Origin of the sequence: Vibrio nomapromontoriensis, from assembly GCF_050337205.1 — a bacterium.
GTDB classification, from domain to species: domain Bacteria; phylum Pseudomonadota; class Gammaproteobacteria; order Enterobacterales; family Vibrionaceae; genus Vibrio; species Vibrio nomapromontoriensis.
The window spans coordinates 122,135-145,586 of sequence record NZ_JAKJSS010000008.1 but is presented as its reverse complement, the minus strand read 5'-3'; the positions used below and the strand labels follow the sequence as shown (position 1 = coordinate 145,586).

The following is a 23,452-nucleotide window of genomic DNA, read 5'->3' as shown; positions in this document are numbered from 1 at the left end:
CGATGCCACTAACGGATTTTAATAGTCGTAAGACACTCGCCACCCTGATTACTCGTATTGTAGTTTGGGTGATTGGTCTGTTTACTATAGGTATGCTATTGCAAAGTTGGCACCTGAGTCGTGACTTAGTTAGGGAAGAAGTACAACGCACGTCACGTCAGACAAGCAGTTTGGTTAGAAATTACTTCGATTATCGTTTAGCTTCATTAAAAGTACTTCAGGATAGCAACGCCAAAAGTGATACGGTTGAGCAGTTTTTTGACAATTATGACAGTCGTTCACTTGACTACTTTTTTCTAAGAGAAGACAACTTAGAGCCTGTGCATTCGCCGGATTTTCGTTTTATTACGCACCTAACTGATATTATCTGGGACGACGGTAATGCTCTCTTTTATGGTTTGGAGGATCACAGCCTACAAGACATACTTCTTCAAGTGGGTGCCCACAGTAATTGGAATACGGTTCGAGTGGACTCTCAACTAGGTGAGCTATTTATTCTTGTTCGTCGTACCCCCGTTATTAATAGCGAGTCTGGAGAAGTGCTTGGTTATGTATTTGTCGGCATTGTTTTAAATGACAACGCTGGTCTACTATCTAGCATAATGAGTGGCAGTAATAGTGATGACGTGCTTTTAAAGTTTGATGATCGCTTTGTTGCGTCAACCATTTCTGAAGAAGATAACTATACTCACCTATCTATTCTAGAAATGATCCAAAATGGTAAGAAGGATTTTGGAAAGTTATTAATATCTGAGACAAACCTTTCAGTAGGTCTTAATAAGCACGTGCTTAAGGTGTATTCAATTCAGCGTAACCCTAGTGTGCTGGTGCTACGTAACAGCTACTTGGTTTGGATTGCTCTTTCATTGGCTGTGATTGTTTCGGTGTCATTTGTCACTCGCAAGTGGTTGAATAAAAAAGTGAGCATAGAGCTAGCTAAGCTCATGTCATATACCAAAGTGGCGGGAAATGAGGGTGATTTTAAGAAGTTCACGGGTTCTTCTATCTACGAGTTTAACCACATAGGACTTACATTAAGCGACACGTTTGATCGATTGTCCGAGCAGAAAAAACTCTTTCAGGATCTATTCAATTTCTCATTGTCACCGATAATTGTATGGTCTGATACTTCTACTATCATGCGCATTAATCCGGCGGGTAAAAAAGCACTTGGTTTGTCGATGGATTCGGATAGTAGTGGTAGTGAAACCTATTTAGCATTTGTTCAATTGATGCAAACGCATGTGCAAAAAGCAAACCTAGGCGCCACTCTTACGGGAATAAACGTACCGATTGGTGACAAAGTGTATCGTTGGAATTTATCCGCGATACAGCCGAATGGTATTAAAACGTTGGTACTTGCCCAAGGGCAGGACATTACGGTTTTGATTGAAGCTGAACGACAAAGTAAAAAAGCCCGTAAAGAAGCAGAATCTGCAGCAAAGGCTCGCACCGATTTCTTGGCTAAAATGAGTCATGAAATACGAACGCCACTCAATGGAATATTGGGTATTTCACAGCTGCTTAAGCAGGGGAGCGTTGAAAGTAATTATCAAGAACAAATTGGCGTGCTATGTCAAAGTGGTGAACATTTACTGGCCGTTCTCAATGACGTTCTTGATTTTGCAAAAATAGAAAATGGAAGTTTTCATGTAGAAAAACATACCTTTAAGTTCAGTGAGATTACTACAGCGTTGAATGGTATCTATAGTCCTTTGTGCACTGAAAAAGGCGTGGATTTTGTTATCAATAATCAACTCCCTAAAGACGTAATACTTAACACGGACCAAGTAAGATTAAACCAGATTCTCTTTAATTTAGTTAGTAATGCCATCAAGTTTACCCACAAGGGCCTTGTTAAGGTTTCTTTCTTTTTAGACCCTACGTTACAGCGCTCAAGTGATGTATTACGTATTATCGTTGAAGATACGGGGATAGGCATATCTGAAGATCAGATGTCTCAAATCTTTGATCCTTTCGTTCAATCTGAAGCGACATCCATTCGCGAGTATGGAGGCAGTGGCTTAGGGTTAGCGATTGTGAAACATTTAGTACATTTATTTGATGGTGATGTTTTACTAGAAAGCCGCCTTGGCAAAGGGACGCGTTTTACTATTGAGCTGCCTGTTGAATTTATCGTGGAAAAGACAGCTGAGCAGCGAGCCATAGAACCTGAGTTGGATTTTAACTTATTCAATAGAGCGCTCGCGGTTCTTTTAGTTGAAGATAACCACACTAACGCCTTTATTGCTAAAGCATTTTGTGAAAAATATGGCATGCATGTTTATTGGGCAAGGGACGGGCATGAGGCATTTGAGCTTTTGAATAGTATGCCGTTTGATTTGATTTTAATGGATAACCAATTACCCTCGATCTCCGGCATACAAATCACTCAAGAAGTGAAACTTAACGATGAGATCAACACACCAATTTACGCTTGTACTGCGGATAATTTGGAAGCCACAAGGGACGCATTTATGGCTGCTGGTGCTGACTACGTCATAGTCAAACCGATCAAAGAGAAATCACTCAATCAAGCGTTAAAGTATTTTAAGCATCACCACTATGTTGATGATAGAGCGTAAATATTGTCGATGAAATAGCGTAACTATCGAATATTCGGAAGGTTTTGTTTATAGGCGTTCTAAATATAGAGATACCTGTAACCTATAAATTAGTTATGTCTTACATACCTTGCCTATCATGGCTAGACCGTTGATAGGTAAGGTACTGTTAGACAAGGCATTGATAGGCTGACGTAAACGAATAGGTTAGCGAGCTAACTTGTGGTGCGCTTGAGAAAAATGACCGGCACAAAAGGCGCCAACAATCGACAGCTCCCCAGCAAGACAAAGTACGGCAGTGACTTCTGCGAGCGCTTGAGATTTTCCAGTACCGTGTAAACCAAGTAGGTCTAGACAGGCTTTTTGACTTGGTAGATTTGTTCCGCCCCCGACTGTGCCGACCATGATGTTGGGTAAGGTCACACTGGCATAGAGGTCACCATCTTTGGTTAACTCCATCCTAGTCATCCCAATGGCAGATTCGGCGACGCACGCCGCATCTTGCCCACAAGCGATGTAAAGTGCTGCTAAGGCGTTAGCATAGTGAGCGTTGATTCCTATCGTGCCGCTTAATGCACCGCCTACGGTGGTCATTTGCGCAAATTCAGTCATTTTCTTCGGTGTAGTATGAAGGAATTTTTTAATAAGCTCTGCCGGTATGGTTACTTCGGCAGTCACTTTTTTACCACGAACACTTCTTAAGGATTGAGAGTTTGCTTTTTTGTCACCAGAAAGGTTTGCGTCAAGAAAGGCGAATTCAGGTTCGATAGGAGAGTGCTTAAGAATAAATTCAAATACACAGTTTGTGGCAATGGTGACCATATTTTGGCCAGAGGCATCTCCGGTTAGATATTCAAACACCAGATACACGTGGTTGCCTTCGATATTAACATTAATATCGATGAGCTTTCCGTGTGAGGTTGTTGATTCTGCCAGAAGTTTGAAGTCGTCGAATTGCGTGACGACCCAAGCGACAAACTGACCTGCTTCAATAAGCGAACGAAATGCAAAACCCGGCGTGCGAGTTACACCTTCGTTAAGCAACATTGCACTGGCCCCACCGCTTGCCGTGATTAGGTTGGCGCCACGGTTGTATGATGCCACCAATGCTGCTTCTGTCGTAGCGAGTGGGACCTGATAGTCCCCTTGGGCAAACAAACCATTAACCCGCATTGGACCTGCAGTACCTATTGGCATTTTTAGGGTGCCAATAAAAAATTCGATATTTTTACCGTACTCATCCATTTGAATTTGAGTATGAGAATCGAGAATCTGCGCTTTCGCTGACTCGTTATTTAGCTGCTTCCAACGGTAATCAACCTGACGCTGAGTCAAGTTTGGGCTGCGGTTGATACGTCGATTTGAAGCGTGCATCTTGGGTGCGAGCTTGCTTTGTAATTCAGTCAGAGCGTCATCTTGAGTAATATTGTCAAGATAGTCTCGTTTATGTAGGTTAATTTTGGGCATTTCAGTCGTGGTAGAACAGTTTGGGAGAATTCTACTTAGGTCAGCGTCAGATACAAGTCAATTCCGGCCACCAAGCTAAGATAGTATTGTCTTGTGCTTGATTTCCGGTTCTTTTCTCAAAAGATTGGTAATACTTGTAAACAATTTTGTCAAAATAGGCGCAGAATTAGACTGAATTTAGCGGAACAGCTGTGCAAGAGCATTCATTTCATCTTCGTTAAGTAGTGAATGCGTCGCCGGTTCCAATTGACTGGATATTTCGCTTTTAAGCGATTTTAGCTGTTGAGGAGACAGTAGCTTTAGCTGTTCTTTAAGTCGTTCAAATTGTTGATGAGTCATTGGGTCACCTGTGACAAATGTATTGAGCAAATCTGGATGAGATCCGTTCATCGGCAATTCTTATTAATTATTTAAACAGTAATTTATAGATTATGCGGTCAATATTTGTCCGAGAATTGTAAGCGTATTTTTAGCACGAGGTGAGAATTGCAACCAACGAACCCTTATGGAGAAAGGGTTCGTTGGTGATTGTTAACGTAATATTATAGTGATATCAGCAAATTAGGCTGTTATTGACCGGGTACGGCTGTCACTTTTTTAGAATCTTCTAGTGTAGAAAAGGTGTTAGCCAAAATGTGGAGTTCTGGCAGCATGCGATAGATCAAATGCAGTTGTTGTAGCACCATTCTAGCCGAACGATCATCCTCATCTCGCCACTCGGTGAGGCGTCGATGGATATCGAACTGATCAACGGTAGAAAAGACACAGTCCTCTGAGTAGGTAGCTAATTGGTGCTCCAATTGTTCAAGGTGATTGTTAATCGTTCGGTGAGCCTCTAATACCAACTGGTGAATAGACTCATCTTCCAAACGTTGGCGGTGTGCGCCTAGCGCTGAAACATAACTAAGTAACGCGTGATTTAATGTAAGGAACCTGAAGCTTTCATCTGTTGCAAGTTGATAGCGTCCAGGTTCTGCGAGCATATTGGATATGGCGTTAGTTAAGTGGGCATCAGCATTGTGCGCTTGTCGACGAGCAATTCTATAACTGAGGTCATTTTTTTTCCCAACACGATACTGCCCAATGATTTGCATCAAATATTGACGGTTACAATGGATTGCGTCGGACATCACTTTATGCAGTTTGCGTGATTCCCAGTCAGGCAAAATGAAATAGACGGCGGCAACGGCTAACCCGCAGCCAACTAGTGTATCCATTAGCCTTGGTAGAACTACGGCGTAGCCTTCACCCAACTGATGGAAACACAGCAGAACTAGCACCGTAATAAAGCCAGTCGCATAGCCGTAGTTATTGATCCGGAAAGCAAAAAACATAACGCCAGACAGTACAATCAGTAGCAGCTGGCTTTCCTGAGAGGGGAAAAGAGTTAATAGCGGAACCCCAATAAACAGCCCTACGAGTGTGCCTGCGACACGTGCAGAAAGTTTTTTCCGTGTCGCGCTGTAGTTAGGCTGACAAACAAATAGAGTGGTTAGTAAGATCCAATAACCACGTTCAATATCGAAAAATTGAATGATGCCGTAACCTAACGTCAGTGCAATGGAAAGCCGAACTGCATGTCGAAACAGAATAGACTCGGTGCTTATATTTGTTTTAATTTTTGCCCACATTGCGGACAGTGTATGAGGGTTAGTATCATCTAAGACCGTTTCATCTGCCACCCCACTGTCTGGGTTACTAACATTACTCAGCAGCTTTTCAACCGTGGCCAAATTATTAAGCAGGTAGTTTAACTGAGGCAGTGAGGAGTATTGTGCTTTTTCCTGATGCTCGTTTAAATAATCGATAGAATCTTGTAACTCAACCAGTGCTTTTACCGAGCGGTCATCGTGATCATATTGCTTACCCAATTTAATGGCTAAGGCAATGTCGCGACAGGCTTGAGCTTGAGTCTCGAGCACATGTTTGAAACGAAATAAGACATCGGTGCGCCCAAATTGTGCAGATAGTTCTTGGTATCTTGAGTGGCTAGAGCTCACGCGCTCATGGATATCTTGGGCAATGAGATAGACTCTTAGAAAGCGGTCGCTAGGTCCGTCTACATGTCCTTTACGAGAGCGATTAAGTAGTGTGGCCTTGCAAGCATTGAGAGCGTTTACCGTTTTTGCGTTGAACTTCGCTTCATCGAGGCGATACGGCTGAGGTATTAAATCGAAGGTTGGATGGAACAAGCCACGCTTGGCATCGAGGTATAGCGAAAGATCTTTGAAAACATTTGCGAGACTTTGTTGGACAGGTTGAAGCGGCCAAAAAATATTCCATATCATCGATATCAAGTAATACCACGCTGCGCCTGTTAGTAACAGAAGAGGTTGGAACCATAAGTTGGTACTTTCGTGAGCACCAAGCATGGCGTAGATAGCGATGAGAAGTGACCCAAAGGCAATACTTGCATATCTAGCCCCTAACGCGCCTAGCATGATGAATAAAAACGTCGAACAAAACAGGCCAATGGCGAATGCCCATGGCGTCTTGAACAAAAACTCAATTGAAAACGCAGCAATGGCGAAGCAAATAAAGGTTAAGGTGATGGCTTTAAGGCGACCGACAAAACTATCATCGCTTTCTGCAAGAGCGGCAGCAATGACGCCAAGAATTAAAGGGGTAACCCAAGAATTCTTGTCTAAGTACCAGGCTGGTATAACCACGCCTAAGAGGGTGATTAGCATTAAAATGCTGTAGTTAAAGGTTTTATTAGCCCACTGAAGACGAAGTTGACGGAATATACTCACGAGAACGGCTACATTAAATCAAAACGCCATTCTATCAGAAAGTCACTTCTCTGTTATACCCTAAGTCAATGAAGTGACGAGTGATTGAACTTACTCTCCTTGGGGCGAGCGTTAAGTTGTTCCATCTTTTTGCTGACGGGGCACTGAGGCGAAGTAGGTGGAACGTAATGTGGTTAAGGTTTCGCAATGCCGATTTCCAAACTGTCGATCTCGACGATGGTTAGTTGAATTGCTTTTCACATTTATGACAGAAACTTAGATGGCATTCACCGATTGATGGAGTAGACTAATGGCAGATTTATTTGTTAACGAATTATGAGTCACATGCATTTAACCGCGTCGCCAACGGCTGAAATTTTTACTCAACATGAATTTCGCTCTATTGAACTTGATGAGCATAGCCTTACACTGCATTCGGCACGAGCCGAGGTGAGGATTCCATTTAGTGAATGGTCAGGGAAGCTAAGCGTCAAGCGCGGCGTATTCTGGTCATCAATAACCGTTTTTGCTCATGAAAGTGACGCTCGCCAATTATGCTGGGTCGTCCAGGGGCTACCTTGGCTCAAAGCTCAAGACTTTGCTAAATATGCCGTTTCCTGTTATCAACACTGGCATGAAAATCAGTGTCAATTATTGAATGAGCAGCTACCAAAGTGGGAAGATGAGTTAAGACGGCTTAATGCGTTACCAAGGTTTTTACCTTATTCAAGTGTAGAACAATGGAAACAAGCCGTGAATACTCAGTTTCTTGATATGAATATGTCATTGAGTGAAGCTATTCGGAGAATGCCGAAAAGAGTTAACGCACTGTTACCGTGGCTTGATAATACCAGTGAGACATTACAGCATAGAAACCAGACTTGGCTAGAGAATGAGTGCGAAAATTGGCAAGTGTTGTTCGCGCAGTCAGAATCCTCGCCTCTTAATCATTCACAGCAGTTAGCGGTTCTGCACAATAATGACCACAATTTAGTCCTAGCTGGAGCCGGGTCTGGTAAAACGAGCGTAATTATGGCTCGCGTCAGCTACTTACTGCAAAGTCACCTTGCGCAACCAGAACAGATATTACTGGTGGCTTTTGGTCGTGATGCGGCGAATGAAATGAAGCAGCGACTCGTCGCCAAATTAGGACAAACGGCAGATAGTATCTCGGTTCTCACGTTTCATCAGCTAGGACTCAAGCTCCTTAAGCAATCCGAAAAAGTATCGGCTTCACTCACGCCATTGGCGACCGAAAAAGCGCAGAAGAATGCGTGGTGCGTTGATTGGTTGAAGAAACATTGGATGACACCGACTAATTACAAGCGGTGGCAAAAACACCTTTCACGCTGGCCCATCGCTTATCTAAAAGGTGATGAAGAGCTCGGCAGTCAATCAGAAAACCCTAAACTTATTGCTTGGTTGGAGCAGCAGCTTGATCAGCTGGTGTCATCGGGCTTAACTAAAAAAGCGATTCAGGAACAAATTGTCGACAACGAAGAATACTCACGCCTTAATAGTGAGCTGATGCTTTGTTGGCCATGTTATCAAGCATGGCAAAAGATGCTGAAGGAGAATGGTCAGATAGATTTCACATCAATGATTACGCAGGCAACGAAACTGGTAGAGAGCAAACAGTTCTCATCGGCTTGGAAATATATCATGGTGGACGAATATCAGGATATTTCGCCAGATCGTTTAGCATTAATTCAAGGCTTGTGTGAACAGTCGTTGGGTGAAGATGACCAAGCAACGTTATTTGCGGTGGGCGATGACTGGCAATCTATCTATCAATTTACCGGTGCTGATGTTGATCTAACAACAGGATTCTCTCGACGGTTTCCTAATGCTTCGGTTCATCAACTCGATACTACGTATCGTTTTAACAATATGCTCGGTAGCGTTGCAAATCGTTTTATACAAGAGAACCCTAATCAATTAGAAAAGTCGTTGAATAGCCATAGGGTGGTCAAACAAAAATCGGTCGTTATAGAAAGTGCGAGCCGTATAGAAAAAATATTGGATGACTTGAATAGCAAAGTTAAATCTAATGCATCAGTTCTGTTGTTAGGGCGAAATCACTACCACTGCCCAGAGTTGTTCGCGGATTGGCAAAAACAATTTGCAAAGCTGTCTCTCGAGTTTATGACGTGCCATAGCAGTAAAGGTAAAGAAGCGGATTACGTTATACTGGTTAATGTGGATGAAGGGCAGTTTCCTGCTAAGCGCAAGTACATTCATCTAAATAATGCTTTGACAGCAACAACAGATACCTTTCCCCATGCCGAAGAGCGAAGGCTATTTTATGTGGCTTTGACACGCGCAAAGAAGAAAGTATGGGTGACCTATCAGTCATCACCGTCTTCGTTCGTAAAAGAAATTGCTGAATACGACCAAGTTATAATGAAGAAATAAGATATTGTGAAGAAATAACAACTAGAGGATACCAAGTGTTAAATCTCGAACATTACCAAGCGATCATCTTTGATATGGATGGCACGTTACTTGATACCATGCCTACCCATTTGGAAGCATGGAAACAAACCGTTGAACACTTTGGATTACCGTTTGATAAGCAATGGGTTCATTCGATGGGCGGGATGCCTAGCGTGAAAATAGCGGCGGTATTGCTTAAAGAGGCAGAGAGCACTATCGAACCAAAAGAAGTGGCTAGCTTCAAATTAAAAACGTTCGCAGAGATGCCAATAAGAGCAGAGCCGATTGCACATACCCTGAACGTAATGAATACCTATTTAGGTGATAAGCCGATGGCAATAGGAACGGGAAGCATGCGAGAGTCGGCGCATCGACTACTCAAGCACGCTGAGTTATTTGAACACTTTGAGTGTGTTGTCTCATCCGATGATGTTGAACGCCACAAACCCAATCCCGATACGTTTTTACGTGCCGCTCAATTAATGCAAGCCGAAGCGAGGCATTGTATTGTATTTGAAGATACAATGCTGGGCTTACAAGCTGCTCATGCTGGTGGAATGGATTGTTATTTAGTCACACCAGACGGCTTTGAATTTTATCCTTTTAAAGGGTGATAATTAGAATTTAACCATTGACCAATACCACGCTAATGGTTGTTTTAATACATGATATAGACATAATAGGATTTACTTACACAACGTTACTTAAGTAAATAGGTGAGTATTGATAATATACCTGCATATCTATATATAATTTAGCAATTTCATTACGCCAAGGAAGGAACAGTATGAATACCGCAGGTATATATTCTAATAAAAATGATATAATACAAGATTTAATAACTAAATCTGATAGCGGTGCCGTATCTGCTGTTTATAATGGGCTGCATTTTAATAGTGTCTTTCAACCCATCTATGACCGTAGTCAGCGACTTTACGCCTTTGAAGGCTTAGTCCGGATTCATGACGAACACGCAAACATTATTGACCCTTCTTTGTTTTTTTCTAAAGTTGAATGTGATGTAACAAACAATATCGTGCACACACTGCTATGCGGAAAAATTCATCTGGCAAATTTTTTGCAATCTAAATTCAGCCATTTGAAGCTATTTATCAATGCATCACCTTCAGTCTTTAAATCGTTAGCAAACACACCAGAAGCAGTAGAACACTTTGTACAAAGAAATTATGAGCTTGGCAGTAAACCATCGCAGGTTGTGTTTGAAATTACAGAGTTTGTAGAATCAGATTTGAATGCCATAGTGAAAGGGAAAGAGTGCCTGACGCAATATGGAATTCAAACAGCATTGGATGATTTTGGGACATCTCATTCAACGCCTAAACGAGCAATGAAGATTAAAGCGCCATATCTAAAGCTTGATAAGAGTATTGTTAATGATAAAAGTCGAGTGATTGCTGCGGTAAAGTTGGCAAAAAAAATCAACGCTATTACTATTGCTGAAGGCATTGAGGACTTCTCAATAGCTAAGATGTGTATGAATTCCGGGGTTGATCTTTTTCAGGGGTATTATTTCTGCAGGCCGCTATCAATATTAGAATTAGAAAACCAGCTGCGTTGACACTTGCGACTTGGTTACGCGTTACTTTTGCCTGTTAATAATGGAAATTAAACTAGCGGTAATTGGTTAACATTACTATCTATCACGTGTGCGATGGTTCTAGAACGGCCTTTTTGAATTCGAAATTTTAACAAAAGTGACTTTGTCATACTCTCGATTGTTTGTTGTAGGCTTGTTTTTGCACTCAAAGAACCTTTCGTTTTTTCTTCTTGGACAGGGCGTTTTAGACTTGTCTGGCTGCTATTTTGTATCAAGCTTTGGTTATTAAGTTGAGAAAATGCATCACTTTCACTACTTATTAATGAGTTAGACACCTTGATCACGGAAGTTTTCTTAATGGCTGAGGTCAATTTAGAATGATCAAGACTAGAGACCTCCATTATGATATTAGAGATATTGCTACAACCTGACATAGCTAGTATTAGAAAAGAAGTGAATATACAAAATTTACTCAGCATACGACCTCTTGGCGGTAAGTAATTAAAAACAATAATCATATAGGTGTACTTTTGCATAGCCTAGTATCATATACAGCGCAAAAGAACTGTCGCTGGCTACATAATAAAAAAGTAAAGCGAGATGTCTAGATGTACAGTAGTTAATACAGTGCTCTTTTTGGTGGCATGTAAGCATATTCACAAGTGATAATTGTTAACAAACTATATTTTTTTGTAATATTTAGTCGTATTTTATCAGTTTAGAATGATTTAGAGCGATTTTCTCACTAACGAATTGCTTTATACAGTGTGCTGTTTTGTTTAATTTCTATTTGTAAGCGTAAGTAAGCAATGAGGTGTAATAAACTTCTTACTCCCTATTGCTAATAACTTTTCCGCTATTGTTGAGTGTCAAAGATAAATCAATATACTCCTTCGCGACGCGTACTATGAGGGAAGGAAATGAGCTGCAAGATTTTACTGGTAGAGGATGATACTGAGATAGCACAGCTGACAAAAATGTATCTAGAGGCTGAGGGTTATCACGTCACCGCGATCGACAACGGTTCAGACGCTTTACCCACAATCCAAAAAATGCAACCTGATTTAGTTATTCTGGATTTAATGCTACCGGAAAAATCTGGTATTGATATTTGCCGTGAAGCGCGTGAGTTTTATTCGGGCATGATCATAATTTTGACAGCAGCAGAGGATGAAATGAGTGAAGTTTCATTGCTTAAGCTTGGTGCCGATGATTATCTAATGAAACCAGTGAGAGGGCACATTCTAGTCGCCAGAATTGAGGCACTGAAGCGTCGCTGCCAACCAGAAGTCAAGGTAGATAAGCACACTTCGCTTCATGACGCATTTGGTATCGTCATCAACAGTGATCGCCAAACTGCATATTACCAACAAAAACCGCTTAATCTGACTAACTCTGAATTTGAAATACTTCAAGTGTTGGTTGAACACTCAGGTACCACTGTATCGAGAGATCATTGTTGCCGTCTTGCTCGTGGAATTGAATACTGCTCATCGAATCGCTCTATAGATATGAGGGTGTCGGGACTGCGTAAAAAGTTGATTCAAGCCGAGGTGTATTCAGTCACGATAAAGACGATAAGGAATCAAGGCTATCGACTAGTAGGGAGTCATACATGACGGTGTATACTCGCCCAAAGTCCATGTTCTCTTGCTTGTACCTAGAAAGTTTGGTTGGCCTTGTGATCACCTTTTTAGTTTTTCTGCATTTAACCGAGGACTACGTAAGAGGCTCAGATGCGGAAACGTTTGTTGATAGCGGGGTAAGACACGTAAAAAATTACCTAGATAGTCAATTTGAGCGAGATGGATTATATGGTCGTTTAAATAATGCCAAAGCGTTGACGTTTTATGATTACAAATTGCGAGTGGTGAGCGCGTACAATGTCAATCAAGACCGTTGTGAAGGTTGTCAATTCTTCACCATAACCCATGGTATAAGCGTTTTTATCGATAGTGATGATTTGTTTTACGCGGCGTTTCCTATCCCACACTCAGAACGCTATTTGTTGTTTAGAGAATTAGAAGACCCATTTTCGTCAACGACACCTTGGTACCACGATCGAGATAATCACTTTTTTGTTTTGTTGTTTATTACCATGGCGTTAGCGCTTGCTGCATTACTCTATTTACCCATTAGAAGAGTGAACAAACGGATCAACAAGCTGTTGAGAGCCCAAGCAGCGTTTGGGCAAGGAAATTTGTCAACACGCTCTGAAGCCTTTCATATTTCGCCTGTTAAAGAGTTTGCGGAAAGTTTTAATGAAATGGCGTCGGACATTGAGTCACGAGTCAAAGAGTCGATGATATTCGCTCAGGCTATCCCACATGAAATTAGGACACCATTAAGCCGAATACAAATGGCAAGCGACTTACTAAGGCGAGAAGATACGAAAGACAGAGAAAGGCTGTTCAATGATATTGATGACTATATACAAGATATCTCTTCGTTAACCACCGACATTTTACAACTATCACGTTTAGGAAATGGACGCTGCAGTACCGTTAACGCACGCCCTGAACGTTTTTGCTTGAGTGAGTTCTGTAGGGACAGAATTAAGATGGTTGTGGGAGACGGGGGCGTTCGCCTAGTTGAAGACAAGTCTGAGTTTAGCGAAGAGTATGTTGGGGTTCAGTGTTTCGCTAAGTTGGTCATCGATAATTTATTGAAAAATGCAGATCGTTACAGCTGTGGCGAAGTTGTGGTCTCTGTTCGTAGTTTTGACCCCTGCTGGACCATCGATATAGAAGACAATGGGCCTGGAATTCCCATAGAAAAGCGAGATGAAATTTTCTTAGCGTTTTCTCGTCTCGAAAAACATAGAAACCAAAATCAAGGCGGCTTTGGGTTAGGCTTGGCTATTGCTAATCAGGCGGCGAAAAACTTAGGTTGGTCAATATCCGTTGATGAAAGCCACTTAGGTGGCGCTAGATTTACGGTCGTTATTCCGAAACACCGCTTGGACATTGCGAAGATGTAAAGTGTCGCCGATGTGACGCAGCTAGTGATGATGGTCGGTAGATGGAGCACTTAGTAGGAATGGTTTTTATGTGGTGTTGATAATTCTACGTCAGAATTACCGTTTCTGTTTTATATGAAAGTAAAACGCAAAAGAGCCGCTAATTATTAGCGGCTCTTTTAGAATGTGGCGGAGAGATAGGGATTTGAACCCTAGAAGGGCTATTAACCCTTGCCGGTTTTCAAGACCGGTGCTTTCGACCACTCAGCCATCTCTCCGTTGTTGGCGCTAATACTATTAGTAACAGCTAACCCTGTAAAGAATAAATTTTCGTTGAGTGAACTGTTTGCTTAAATCCTGCCCATTTTGGTTTTAGAGTAACCAAAAGTAAGATTTTAAAGAGTGTTGATGAAAGTCGCTATCGTTATCAAAGTGATTTGATAACGTTTACAAATTAATAAAATATTGTTTTTTATGCGTAACTATATGATTATTTTAAATAAAACGCTGTTCAGAATACGTGTGTTAGCTCAAAAACATTTGCACGAAGTTGTGAACTGATTCAAAATATTACGGTTAGTTGAAACGACTGTAAGCTGAGGTCAATATGAAAGTGGTAAAATTGTTTAAACAAAGCGCTGATTCTATTAAGCATCAGTCTGAGCTTATGCAATGGATGTCGCCGGCAATTCGCGAGTATTGGTCTGAGTTTGTAGATAAAACCCACAACCGTAATTTTCTCGCTTGGGTTAGAGACTATCACAAGCCAGCAGTAAATGAACCCCATGTTACGGATTTGACGCCTGAGATTGTGTTAAAGCCAGAAGCACAACGCTTGTATCTAGAACTGCAAGATAAAGTGGGCACAGTCATTCATGAAGGGGATTGGTTGGCGGTTGGTCAAGACCGTATTAACCAGTTTGGTGCTGTTACTGAAGATAATCAGTGGATTCATACTGACCCTGAGCGCGCTACAACGGAATCGCCATTTAAAACGACTATCGCGCATGGTTTCCTGACTCTGTCTTTACTTCCTGCATTGACCGACAGTGTCGATCCTAATAAGCCAATGTTTCCAACAGCGAAGATGATGGTGAATATTGGTTTGAACCAAGTCCGATTCCCTTACCCAGTTAAGGCTGGAAGTAACCTTCGTGCGAAGAGCACCTTAGTTAAGGTTACGCCAATTAAAAAAGGGTTGGAGATAGAGCGAGAGATCCGAGTCGAGATAGAAGGTATCCGCCGACCAGCATGTATCGCAACATCAGTGATTCACTTGCACTTCTAATGTCCTAAAACGAATAGTTATCTACAACAAAGCCCAGTGATATCGCTGGGCTTTGTTGTATCTATCGCCGTTAACTGGGATTAAGGTTAACGGCAAAGGTGAAAAGAGTTAATTAAAGCGCTGATTCTACGTAACACACTTCATAGTTAAGCATTAGCTCGCGAAAAACCCTCATCCAACGTTTCTGATTATCTTGAAGTCTGTCTCCAGGCCCTTTCACTTCACACCAGAACCATTTATTCGCTTTGAAAGCAATAAGGTCTGGCATACCAGTTCGATAAGCTTTTAAATCTATTAGCATAGTGTCGAATAGAGCTGCAAGGGTATGGTTAGGTATGGTAGTGACCGCCAGCTCTATCCACTCGCGATCAACGAGATCCCAAGCGATGAAAGGATTTTGTAATCCGTATTTGTCCTCAATTAGTGAGATGAACTTCCAGATTCCAGATTGTCGAATCTCTGCTAATCGCGTGTCGATCATGCCTTGGCGCTTTGTTTTGAAGCTATCTCGATAAAGATCGAGGGGTTGACGTTGATAGGGATTGATAAAGGCGCCGTCGACCGGAGCAAAGATAATATCCCAAAAGGCCAGTCCAAATAGGGTATTAAGAAAGTGGTTTTCGAGATAAAAGGCCTGCCAACCCTCGTTAACCAATGAATCGCGAACCGCTAGTTCGACACGTTGAGTAGTAAGATCTAACGTTAGCTTTCGCTCTGGAATGCTGAATAGCACCGGCTTTGGTGGTGAGGTTCTAAGTTTTTTTGCGACGGTAGAGGCTAGACGAAACGCGACTTCTTGCTCAGGGACATTTTTCGGCTTTTCTATCATCGCCATGATAACGGATTGAGCCTGATGAAAATGTTCTTGTTTCATGTACATTCTGACGCAGCGTTCTCGTGCTGGTGGTAAGTCGGTTTGTTTTAATAAATGGATGGCTTGCTCAAAGTTGTTGAGACGCTCAAAATCTCGCCCGATAGCGTTAATTAGTTTTCCCGCGAGCCGACTAGAGTAGCTGCCTTTTGTAGTGGGGATGTGTAAGGAAAGTTGTGTCAGAGATGTCTCGCATGTTTTATCGATATTCTTATACTGCTCTGACAAAATGTGAAGCGCCATTGCCGTATCAACATCTTCTCTGCTATTAAACAGGCGAGTACTCGCTGAAATTTCATAGTGCTCAAAACGATGAATTCCGAGATCATTAAGTACAAATTGCGCGAACTCTTGATGCTGGTTGCCAAAAAATAGCAGACAGAACAACGCTAGCTTATCGTTATCCAGTAGTTGTACTGCTGTAAAAGGAAGATTGAGGGGCAGGCTGGCGTTAGTTGCTGCAAGCGTTTGCAGGAGTTCAGGTTTACGTAAATTTTTTGGTAGCTCAGGGAATAAATGTAAAATCTCCGCTTTAGTCAGCAATGCGGTTGCTAACGTTGTTATGTCAACGGCAACGGTATCGTTAATAAAACGCTGATTTACTAACTCAGCGATACAACTGTCAATCGAATCCAGTTCAGGGTAGTGAAGCTTGTCACTACGAAACCATTCTCCTTTCCGGGTCATTAGCCGTATGAGCAAACATTGAGCATCGTTAGTTAATTTACGAAAACGCGCCAGCCAAAGAGATTCCTCATGATTAAGAAGATCAGCATACAAATGTTCTACATGGCACAAAAGTTTGTGAAAATTAGCCAAATAGTATTTAGGAGCGAGAGTAATTTGAGATGATGCCGCCACGGGTGCCTTAACTGATATAGCTAGATGTGAGTTGACTTGCACACCATTATCTACGTGATTGAAAGATAGAATGCCAAGTTTAAAGCCATCGTAGCGCTAAACGTTGTGACTCTCAAGTTGGGCATGGTATTTAGGGCTGTCTAATTCATGTTATCAACGGCTTAACCTTTGGGTCGTTAGGTATGGCTTAGATGCGTTTTTAACGACTCTTTCATTGCGGTTAGTGTGACGCAAGGGCGATTAAATCAATGGTTAATATAAGCTTATGGTGACGTTGTAACAACACGTTCATCCATTGTTAGTCCGTAACTGGTTGATTGTTGGTCAGTTGGTGTGTACTTAAAACTTTACATGGCGTCATTAATTAAAAACAGGTGGTAAATTTGCCTTTTTTTAAAATTAATGATTGCACTATTTGCTGCAAGCAGATAAGTTACCAACAAAGAGCACGACATAAGTCACATAATGGAGTGTACATCGTGCTTGATAGTCGTAGATACAAAGAATAGGAAGAAGTAAGCAATGTTCCAAACTGATGATGTAAGAATTAATAAAGTAAAAGAACTCCTACCGCCAGTCGCGGTATTAGAGAAATTTCCAGCGACAGAAGTTGCTTCTTCGACAACCTTTAATGCACGCCAAGCGATTCATAATATTTTGTCCGGTGATGATGATCGACTCCTTGTTATCGTTGGCCCTTGTTCTATCCACGATACAGAAGCGGCAGTGGAGTACGGCAAGCGACTTAAAACGCTACGTGATGAGCTTGGCGATAAACTAGAAATCGTTATGCGTGTCTATTTTGAAAAACCACGTACGACGGTTGGTTGGAAGGGTTTGATTAACGACCCATATCTTAACGATACCTTTAAAATTAACGATGGCCTGCGAATGGCTCGTAAACTTTTGCTAGACTTGACGGATATGGGCATGCCAACGGCGAGTGAATTCCTTGATATGATCACACCTCAATATGTGGGTGATTTGATCAGCTGGGGAGCAATTGGTGCTCGTACCACAGAGTCGCAAGTTCACCGTGAATTGGCTTCTGGTATTTCTTGTCCAGTAGGTTTCAAAAATGGTACCGATGGCAACATTAAGATTGCTTCAGACGCAATTCGCTCTGCCAGTGCGTCTCACCATTTCTTGTCAGTGACTAAATATGGACACTCTGCGATCATCGAAACTGCGGGTAACAAAGATTGTCACTTGATTTTACGTGGCGGTAAAGAGCCAAACTACAGTGCTGAACACGTAGGAGCGATTAAAGAAGAGTTAACAGCTTCTGGTTTACCTCAGAAGGTGATGATCGATTTTAGTCACGCGAATAGTTCTAAACAGTTTTCTCGTCAGAAAGTTGTTTCTGAAGATGTTTCTGCGCAACTTGCTAATGGTGAAGACGCGATTTTTGGTGTGATGATTGAATCTCACCTAGAAGAAGGACGTCAAGATCTTGTTGATGGTGTTGCGGCTAAGTATGGTCAATCTATTACCGATGCGTGCATTGGTTGGGACGACACTGAAGCCGTACTTCGTCAGTTAGCAGACGCAGTCGTTGCGCGCCGTAACGCGTAGAAGTTTCTGTTATTTCGCTGATATCAGTATCAGTCATTAGTGTGTTACGTAATTAGTAGTTTAGACGCTAACTAGAACCATAATGCTAAAGCCTCCGATAGTATTGGAGGCTTTTTTATTTGATTTTAACCGTACGCCGTGCTTTAATTTTTCGAGATTGAAACATGATTAGGATAAATAATGAAAAAGCACACTCTTATTCCTGCGGCAGCATTGGCTTTTGTTTGCACATTTACAACAAGTTCAGCCATCGCCGCGCAAAGCAATGGAGTAGTCTCGTCAGAAGCGCTTTGTAAAGCAGGGTTGGCTTTGGCATTAGACAAGCAACCTCGTGGAATTAATGCAAGATCAGGGAAGCACTCTCAAGTATTACTGTCATTAAAGAATGGCAAGAATGATTGGGACTACCGCTGTAGTGTCAACCGAGGATCAAAAACACTGAAATTAGAAGCTCGAGACTTAAAACGTAATGATGCCTATCTGAAGCAAGCTATTCGATATGACGTGAACAATGGTGGTCGGTCCGTAGAAGTGAAGATGAAAAGGCGAAAAGGAGGGGTAAAGTCAGAACAATACCAAGCGGTACAACTGAAAAATAGTTAATGTTGGGACCAAATGACAGCGAGTGACATATACCGATACGTGACATTTACCGATAGCGAGCGGGGCATGATCTAAGCTCACTTGTTATCGGTAGATTGTGACCGTTCAAGAAAGGGACGTTGTAACTTCTTCTCTTGAACGGCAAACTAAGACAGACCACATGGCTTCAAAACTTGCCAGTGCAGCCCAATTATTTGCGTATGGCAGAGTTTGGAAAGGTTGGACTATCACTGATAGGTTCTGGATTATCGGCCAGCGACCTTGGATCAAATTTCAACGTTTGTGTTGGGTAGGCGATGTCAGCATCGTGCTTATGGATGATAGCCATAATCTGTAATAGTACATCTTGTTTTACTTCATGGTATCGAGCCCAGTTAACTGTTTTAGTAAAAGCATAAACAAAGAAATTGAGCGACGAGGCACCAAAAGAGTCGAAGTTAACCATTAACGTTTGCTTACTATCAATATCTCGATGGCTTTCTAGCATCGTTTTGATTTCTCCGACAATAAGGCTCACTTTATCGCCATCGTCATAGCGTAGTCCGATGGTCTCAAATATCCGGCGATTAAGCATACGAGAAGGGTTTTCAACAACAATGTTGCTAAATACAGAGTTCGGTACGTAGAGTGGTCTTTTGTCAAACGTACGGATAATGGTCATCCGCCAGCCAATTCTTTCGACCGTGCCTTCAATATTACGATCGGGAGAGCGAATCCAATCACCGACCTTAAACGGACGGTCGAAATAGATCATCATGCCACCAAAGAAGTTTGAGAGTAGGTCTTTAGCCGCAAGACCAACAATCAAACCACCCACACCACCAAATGTCAGTAGGCCAGAAAGGCTAAGGCCTAAAGACTGCATCACCGTCAAGATGCCAATGGTGATAAAGAACAGTCTAGCGACTTTAGCGATTGCTTGGACGGTGGTTTCGTCACGTTTCTTTTGGGCAAGAACGTGCGTTTCCACGTTTTGAATAAGACGGAGTGAAATCCAAATGAAGATGGCGATCACCAGCAGTAAATCGACTTGTCCAATCCACTGGCTATCAATATTAGAGTGTGCAGAAACAATTAAGCCAATAGAGATGGTCGCTGGCCATAGCCAAATTAAGGCACTAATCGGCGAGCGAACCGCTCGGATCAGGAGATCATCCCATTCTAAATGAGTGTGTTGTGCTAACGCTTCAATACGTCGATAGATCACTCGCCATGCAATCCAAGCGATAAAACTCGACACAGTGATTAATAGGACATTACTTAACCAATCATAACCAAACGATTGGATGTAGCTCTGAAGAATATCCATGGAACTGTTCATCTTGATAAGACACCTTTTGTGAATTTCGACCTTCGTTAGTTAGTGTAGAGCCTGTCGAAGGATTGTAATAGTCAGATAATACTGGATATTTGAGTGGTTTTGTATTCAGCCGCTGTATTTTATCAAGTTTGCAGTACTCAAGACGTTTCTGGATAGACCCTAGCATTTGTTGATGAGGTAATGGGAACTAGAACGAGGAGAATGCTAGAGTGTGTTGCTAAGTGTCGTGGTCAATAGAAAATGAGAACTGGCTGCATCTGTGCAGCCAGGTTTGAAGGGGTAATCTTATTGATTGAATAGAGGTAAGAACTCATCGTAGCCTAGTTGGGCGAGTTTTGACTTAGGAATAAATTTCATCGCGGCAGAATTCATGCAATAGCGCAACCCTGTCGGCTTAGGGCCATCTTTGAATACATGGCCAAGGTGTGAGTCACCAATACGGCTTCTTACTTCTGTACGTGGATAAATCAATTTGAAATCCGTTGTCGTGACGACATACTGATCACTAATTGGCTTGGTAAAGCTTGGCCATCCAGTTCCTGATTTATATTTGTCAGTCGACGAGAACAGAGGTTCTCCTGTCACGATATCAACGTAAATACCTTCTTGTTTGTTATCCCAATAAGGGTTATCAAATGGTCGCTCAGTACCGTCTTCTTGTGTCACGTAGAACTGCAGTGGTGTTAAGGTGTTTTTAATGGTTTCTTCTGACGGCTTCTCATAACGCTTGGCATTTGTACCGCCTTTTTGGTTATCGATGAGCATTCTTAATGTCATCGGCATTTCTTGGCGATTGTCGCCAAAGATTTCATCTAAATATTGATCTCTACCTGAGTTATAACGGTAGTATTTATATTTTAGGCTGCTCTTTTTGTAGTAATCCTGATGGTACTCTTCTGCGGGCCAAAATTGAGTATAAGCAATCAGCTCTGTCGCGAGTGGCTTTTTGAAAATACCTAAAGCTTCGATTTCTGACATAAAGCTTATAGCAATCTGCTTTTGTTCATCGTTGTGGTAAAAAATAGCGGGCCGATATTGAGGACCTCTGTCAACAAAGGATCCTTTGCTGTCTGTCGGGTCAATGTGTCGAAAAAATTGGTCTAGGACGTTTTCGTAACTGACGATGTCGCTATCGTATGTCACCTGAATAACTTCGATATGCCCGGACTTACCACTCGATACTTGTCTGTAGGTCGGGTTTTCAAGATCTCCTCCTGCGTAACCGGATACTACACTGATCACACCAGGCAGTTGTTCTAAGTCAGACTCCGTACACCAGAAACAACCGCCAGCTAGAGTTGCTACAGCAGTATTTTTAGCAGTCATTGTCTTTGTAGAATCAGCATTGCCGGGTTGGCTTGTCAGGAGGAACAGCAACGGAGTGGCTAATACCGCTGCGACTAATAATTTTGAAAGTGTTTTCATAAAGACCTCAATCGCTTAAACATCATATCGTTCAGTTAAGAAGACAGAGCTACGCAGTAAAAAATTTCAGCCGTTGTTAAATTAGTTTGCGGTTCTTAAGTGCTTATAGTGTTGCGTACGTAAAACCTAGACAAAAAGTACAATACTTTAAAGTCACGCCGCTTTGTTGTGGTTGTGTTTTTTCGAAATAAAGTGGGTTCGAGTAGTAATCCTAGAAGTAGGGATGGTAAAGTGGAACGATTGATGTTGGGGAGTAACGACTTAACAGGACTTCCCAATGATGGACGTAATAATATAGTAATATGAATCGCTTAGAGGCAGATATGCAAGCAAAAGTAAAATGGGTGGAAGGATTTAAGTTTTTAGCAGAGTCCCAATCTGGTCACGCCATGGTAATGGACGGCAGTGGTGGCAAAAGTGCACCTAGCCCTATGGAGATGGTTTTAATGGCAGCTGGTGGGTGCAGCTCTGTTGATGTTGTTGATGGTTTGAAAAGTGCTAGTCAGAACGTGACTGGTTGTGTTGCAAAGCTATCTAGTGTTCGACGTGACATAGCGCCAAAGATTTTTACTCAAATCAATATTCATTTTGAAGTCAGTGGCGAGCAACTTGATCCAGCTATTGTTGCTAAGGTTGCGAAAGACTCATTGGAGAAGTACTGCTCAGTATGCTTGATGCTAGGCGAGGGTGTTGAAATGACCCATAGTTGGGAAATCGTTTAGCGATCAGTAATACCGTTAATGATAGGGTGCCTCTAGTAAGTGGTGGTAAATCTTTAAGTGGCGGCAAGTGTGAATAGATGTTCTTATTGTGGACTTTAAAAATATGACCGCCACTACGCCTAGCGGTAAAGGTGTTCGAATAAATAGACTTGAAAAAGTACCTGTCAGCATGAGTGATAATTCATCTACTAGCGATACGGGGCGCACTATCTACGAGCAATTGGTCATTGTACTGGGTAAACGTTTGTACGATGATCAGTTAACCTTAGAGGGGATCTCGAGAGTAGACGCTTTGATAAAGTACGTCTTAGAAAACGACTGCTCTAAGACGATTATTGCCTTTTGTGGCGGTACAACTGGCAATCAAGTGGTTTCAGAATCGCAAGCTATGTACCAATATTTTTGTCAGCGATTACCGAAGTATGAAATGGTGAGGCTAGGCAAGGTCCTACTTGAAGACAAATCAACCAATACGATAGAAAATATTCAACACTTATCTCAAGTAGTGATTAATAGTGGGCTTATTCTACCCGGTTCTAGTATCCCGGTTAGATTGATCTCCAATGATTACCATCTTAGTCGGCTCATCGATATTCAAACTTACCTTGATGAGCAAGGATTACTGAAGTTATTAGTGACGCGGTGCCAAGTCCATGGACTGACGGTGCTGATTTCTTATGATATCAACCACCATGTTGCCGTCCCTTATCCTTACCAAACACCTCAAGGCCTTGCCTTTTTGGCGGTAGATGAGTTAACAACTTATCGAGTATATCTAGAAGGAGTGATGAACCACGCTTTTGAACGCCCACTCACAGATGTAAGAGAAATGCCGCTCAAAATAGCAAGGAAGGCGTTAAGTCATTTGAAACAGTACGGTAGACGTCATAATGACAAGCTTGTGTTGACGTCAATTGAAACCCTGAACTCCGCTATTAAGTCGACGCCTCCAGAGTGTTCGAGTCACATATTGCGAGATAATCTAGCGCAACTAGATACAGCTTTGACGATGCTAAATCGTTATCTCGACCCAGAAAATGACGTTAAGCGATAGTGCGGCTTTAACCTCG

The 23,452-nt window shown here is 42.0% G+C and carries 17 protein-coding genes and 1 tRNA gene; 11 read left to right on the top strand and 7 right to left on the bottom strand.

What is annotated here, in order from left to right:
- Nucleotides 1-2: 2 nt before the first annotated feature.
- Nucleotides 3-2,585 (top strand): quorum-sensing autoinducer 2 sensor kinase/phosphatase LuxQ, encoded by a 2,583-nt coding sequence (gene luxQ, locus L4D05_RS08475; RefSeq protein WP_428793644.1) that lies wholly within the window; start codon nt 3-5, stop codon nt 2,583-2,585.
- 186 nt (nt 2,586-2,771) lie between these two features.
- Here the strand turns inward: luxQ and L4D05_RS08470 are convergent, their stop codons facing one another.
- From L4D05_RS08470 to yccS, 3 genes are all read right to left on the bottom strand, one after another.
- Nucleotides 2,772-4,031, bottom strand: coding sequence for a hydroxymethylglutaryl-CoA reductase (locus L4D05_RS08470; protein WP_428751250.1), 1,260 nt, complete (start codon nt 4,029-4,031; stop codon nt 2,772-2,774).
- A 177-nt stretch (nt 4,032-4,208) separates the two neighbouring features.
- Nucleotides 4,209-4,421: a hypothetical protein gene (locus L4D05_RS08465; protein WP_428751249.1), complete on the bottom strand. Its 213-nt coding sequence runs from the start codon at nt 4,419-4,421 to the stop codon at nt 4,209-4,211.
- Nucleotides 4,422-4,600: 179 nt separating this feature from the next.
- Entirely contained in the window at nt 4,601-6,784 is a 2,184-nt protein-coding gene (gene yccS, locus L4D05_RS08460) for a YccS family putative transporter (RefSeq protein WP_428793643.1), read from the bottom strand.
- Between the two features lie 324 nt (nt 6,785-7,108).
- Between yccS and helD the strand changes: the two genes are divergently transcribed.
- From helD to L4D05_RS08435, 5 genes are all read left to right on the top strand, one after another.
- A complete protein-coding gene (helD, locus tag L4D05_RS08455; RefSeq protein WP_428793642.1) occupies nt 7,109-9,178 on the top strand; it encodes a DNA helicase IV in 2,070 nt (689 codons plus the stop codon).
- Between the two features lie 35 nt (nt 9,179-9,213).
- Nucleotides 9,214-9,813 carry a beta-phosphoglucomutase family hydrolase gene (locus L4D05_RS08450; protein ID WP_428793641.1) on the top strand — a complete coding sequence of 200 codons (600 nt, stop codon included), beginning with the start codon at nt 9,214-9,216 and terminating at the stop codon, nt 9,811-9,813.
- 173 nt (nt 9,814-9,986) lie between these two features.
- Nucleotides 9,987-10,778, top strand: coding sequence for an EAL domain-containing protein (locus tag L4D05_RS08445; protein ID WP_428793640.1), 792 nt, complete (start codon nt 9,987-9,989; stop codon nt 10,776-10,778).
- An 899-nt stretch (nt 10,779-11,677) separates the two neighbouring features.
- Nucleotides 11,678-12,376 carry a response regulator transcription factor gene (locus L4D05_RS08440; protein WP_428751244.1) on the top strand — a complete coding sequence of 233 codons (699 nt, stop codon included), beginning with the start codon at nt 11,678-11,680 and terminating at the stop codon, nt 12,374-12,376.
- Complete coding sequence (locus L4D05_RS08435; RefSeq protein WP_428793639.1) at nt 12,373-13,737, top strand: HAMP domain-containing sensor histidine kinase; 1,365 nt, start codon at nt 12,373-12,375, stop codon at nt 13,735-13,737. Before L4D05_RS08440 ends, L4D05_RS08435 begins: the two co-directional genes overlap by 4 nt.
- A gap of 166 nt (nt 13,738-13,903) precedes the next feature.
- On the opposite strand, the gene L4D05_RS08430 is transcribed toward L4D05_RS08435, so the two are convergent.
- A tRNA-Ser gene (locus L4D05_RS08430) sits at nt 13,904-13,994 on the bottom strand.
- Nucleotides 13,995-14,323: 329 nt separating this feature from the next.
- On the opposite strand from L4D05_RS08430, the gene L4D05_RS08425 reads away from it, so the two are divergent.
- A complete protein-coding gene (locus tag L4D05_RS08425; protein ID WP_428751242.1) occupies nt 14,324-15,004 on the top strand; it encodes a MaoC family dehydratase in 681 nt (226 codons plus the stop codon).
- A 112-nt stretch (nt 15,005-15,116) separates the two neighbouring features.
- Here L4D05_RS08425 and L4D05_RS08420 read toward each other — a convergent pair whose 3' ends face one another.
- A complete protein-coding gene (locus L4D05_RS08420) occupies nt 15,117-16,736 on the bottom strand; it encodes a VRR-NUC domain-containing protein (RefSeq protein WP_428793638.1) in 1,620 nt (539 codons plus the stop codon).
- Nucleotides 16,737-17,258: 522 nt separating this feature from the next.
- On the opposite strand from L4D05_RS08420, the gene aroG reads away from it, so the two are divergent.
- Together aroG and L4D05_RS08410 are read left to right on the top strand one after the other, a co-directional pair.
- A complete protein-coding gene (gene aroG, locus L4D05_RS08415; protein ID WP_428751240.1) occupies nt 17,259-18,311 on the top strand; it encodes a 3-deoxy-7-phosphoheptulonate synthase AroG in 1,053 nt (350 codons plus the stop codon).
- 180 nt (nt 18,312-18,491) lie between these two features.
- Entirely contained in the window at nt 18,492-18,914 is a 423-nt protein-coding gene (locus L4D05_RS08410) for a hypothetical protein (protein ID WP_428793637.1), read from the top strand.
- A 190-nt stretch (nt 18,915-19,104) separates the two neighbouring features.
- Here the strand turns inward: L4D05_RS08410 and L4D05_RS08405 are convergent, their stop codons facing one another.
- Nucleotides 19,105-20,235, bottom strand: a complete 1,131-nt coding sequence (locus L4D05_RS08405; RefSeq protein WP_428793636.1) for a mechanosensitive ion channel family protein — start codon at nt 20,233-20,235, stop codon at nt 19,105-19,107.
- Between the two features lie 285 nt (nt 20,236-20,520).
- Complete coding sequence (gene msrB, locus L4D05_RS08400) at nt 20,521-21,660, bottom strand: peptide-methionine (R)-S-oxide reductase MsrB (protein ID WP_428751237.1); 1,140 nt, start codon at nt 21,658-21,660, stop codon at nt 20,521-20,523.
- Nucleotides 21,661-21,983: 323 nt separating this feature from the next.
- Here msrB and L4D05_RS08395 point away from each other — a divergent pair, with 323 nt between their 5' ends.
- Both L4D05_RS08395 and L4D05_RS08390 read left to right on the top strand, forming a co-directional pair.
- The gene (locus L4D05_RS08395; RefSeq protein ID WP_428751236.1) at nt 21,984-22,382 is read left to right on the top strand and encodes an OsmC family protein; all 399 of its coding nucleotides are present in this window, start codon (nt 21,984-21,986) and stop codon (nt 22,380-22,382) included.
- 103 nt (nt 22,383-22,485) lie between these two features.
- Nucleotides 22,486-23,436 carry a YdcF family protein gene (locus L4D05_RS08390; protein ID WP_428793635.1) on the top strand — a complete coding sequence of 317 codons (951 nt, stop codon included), beginning with the start codon at nt 22,486-22,488 and terminating at the stop codon, nt 23,434-23,436.
- Nucleotides 23,437-23,452 lie beyond the last annotated feature (16 nt).

Bases quoted from the DNA above. Each gene is read 5' to 3' on its own strand.
- luxQ (WP_428793644.1), top strand. From the start codon at position 3: ATGCCACTAACGGATTTTAATAGTCGTAAGACACTCGCCACCCTGATT.
- L4D05_RS08470 (WP_428751250.1), bottom strand. From the start codon at position 4,031: ATGCCCAAAATTAACCTACATAAACGAGACTATCTTGACAATATTACT.
- L4D05_RS08465 (WP_428751249.1), bottom strand. From the start codon at position 4,421: ATGAACGGATCTCATCCAGATTTGCTCAATACATTTGTCACAGGTGAC.
- helD (WP_428793642.1), top strand. From the start codon at position 7,109: ATGCATTTAACCGCGTCGCCAACGGCTGAAATTTTTACTCAACATGAA.
- L4D05_RS08445 (WP_428793640.1), top strand. From the start codon at position 9,987: ATGAATACCGCAGGTATATATTCTAATAAAAATGATATAATACAAGAT.
- L4D05_RS08440 (WP_428751244.1), top strand. From the start codon at position 11,678: ATGAGCTGCAAGATTTTACTGGTAGAGGATGATACTGAGATAGCACAG.
- L4D05_RS08435 (WP_428793639.1), top strand. From the start codon at position 12,373: ATGACGGTGTATACTCGCCCAAAGTCCATGTTCTCTTGCTTGTACCTA.
- L4D05_RS08425 (WP_428751242.1), top strand. From the start codon at position 14,324: ATGAAAGTGGTAAAATTGTTTAAACAAAGCGCTGATTCTATTAAGCAT.
- aroG (WP_428751240.1), top strand. From the start codon at position 17,259: ATGTTCCAAACTGATGATGTAAGAATTAATAAAGTAAAAGAACTCCTA.
- L4D05_RS08410 (WP_428793637.1), top strand. From the start codon at position 18,492: ATGAAAAAGCACACTCTTATTCCTGCGGCAGCATTGGCTTTTGTTTGC.
- L4D05_RS08405 (WP_428793636.1), bottom strand. From the start codon at position 20,235: ATGAACAGTTCCATGGATATTCTTCAGAGCTACATCCAATCGTTTGGT.
- msrB (WP_428751237.1), bottom strand. From the start codon at position 21,660: ATGAAAACACTTTCAAAATTATTAGTCGCAGCGGTATTAGCCACTCCG.
- L4D05_RS08395 (WP_428751236.1), top strand. From the start codon at position 21,984: ATGCAAGCAAAAGTAAAATGGGTGGAAGGATTTAAGTTTTTAGCAGAG.
- L4D05_RS08390 (WP_428793635.1), top strand. From the start codon at position 22,486: ATGACCGCCACTACGCCTAGCGGTAAAGGTGTTCGAATAAATAGACTT.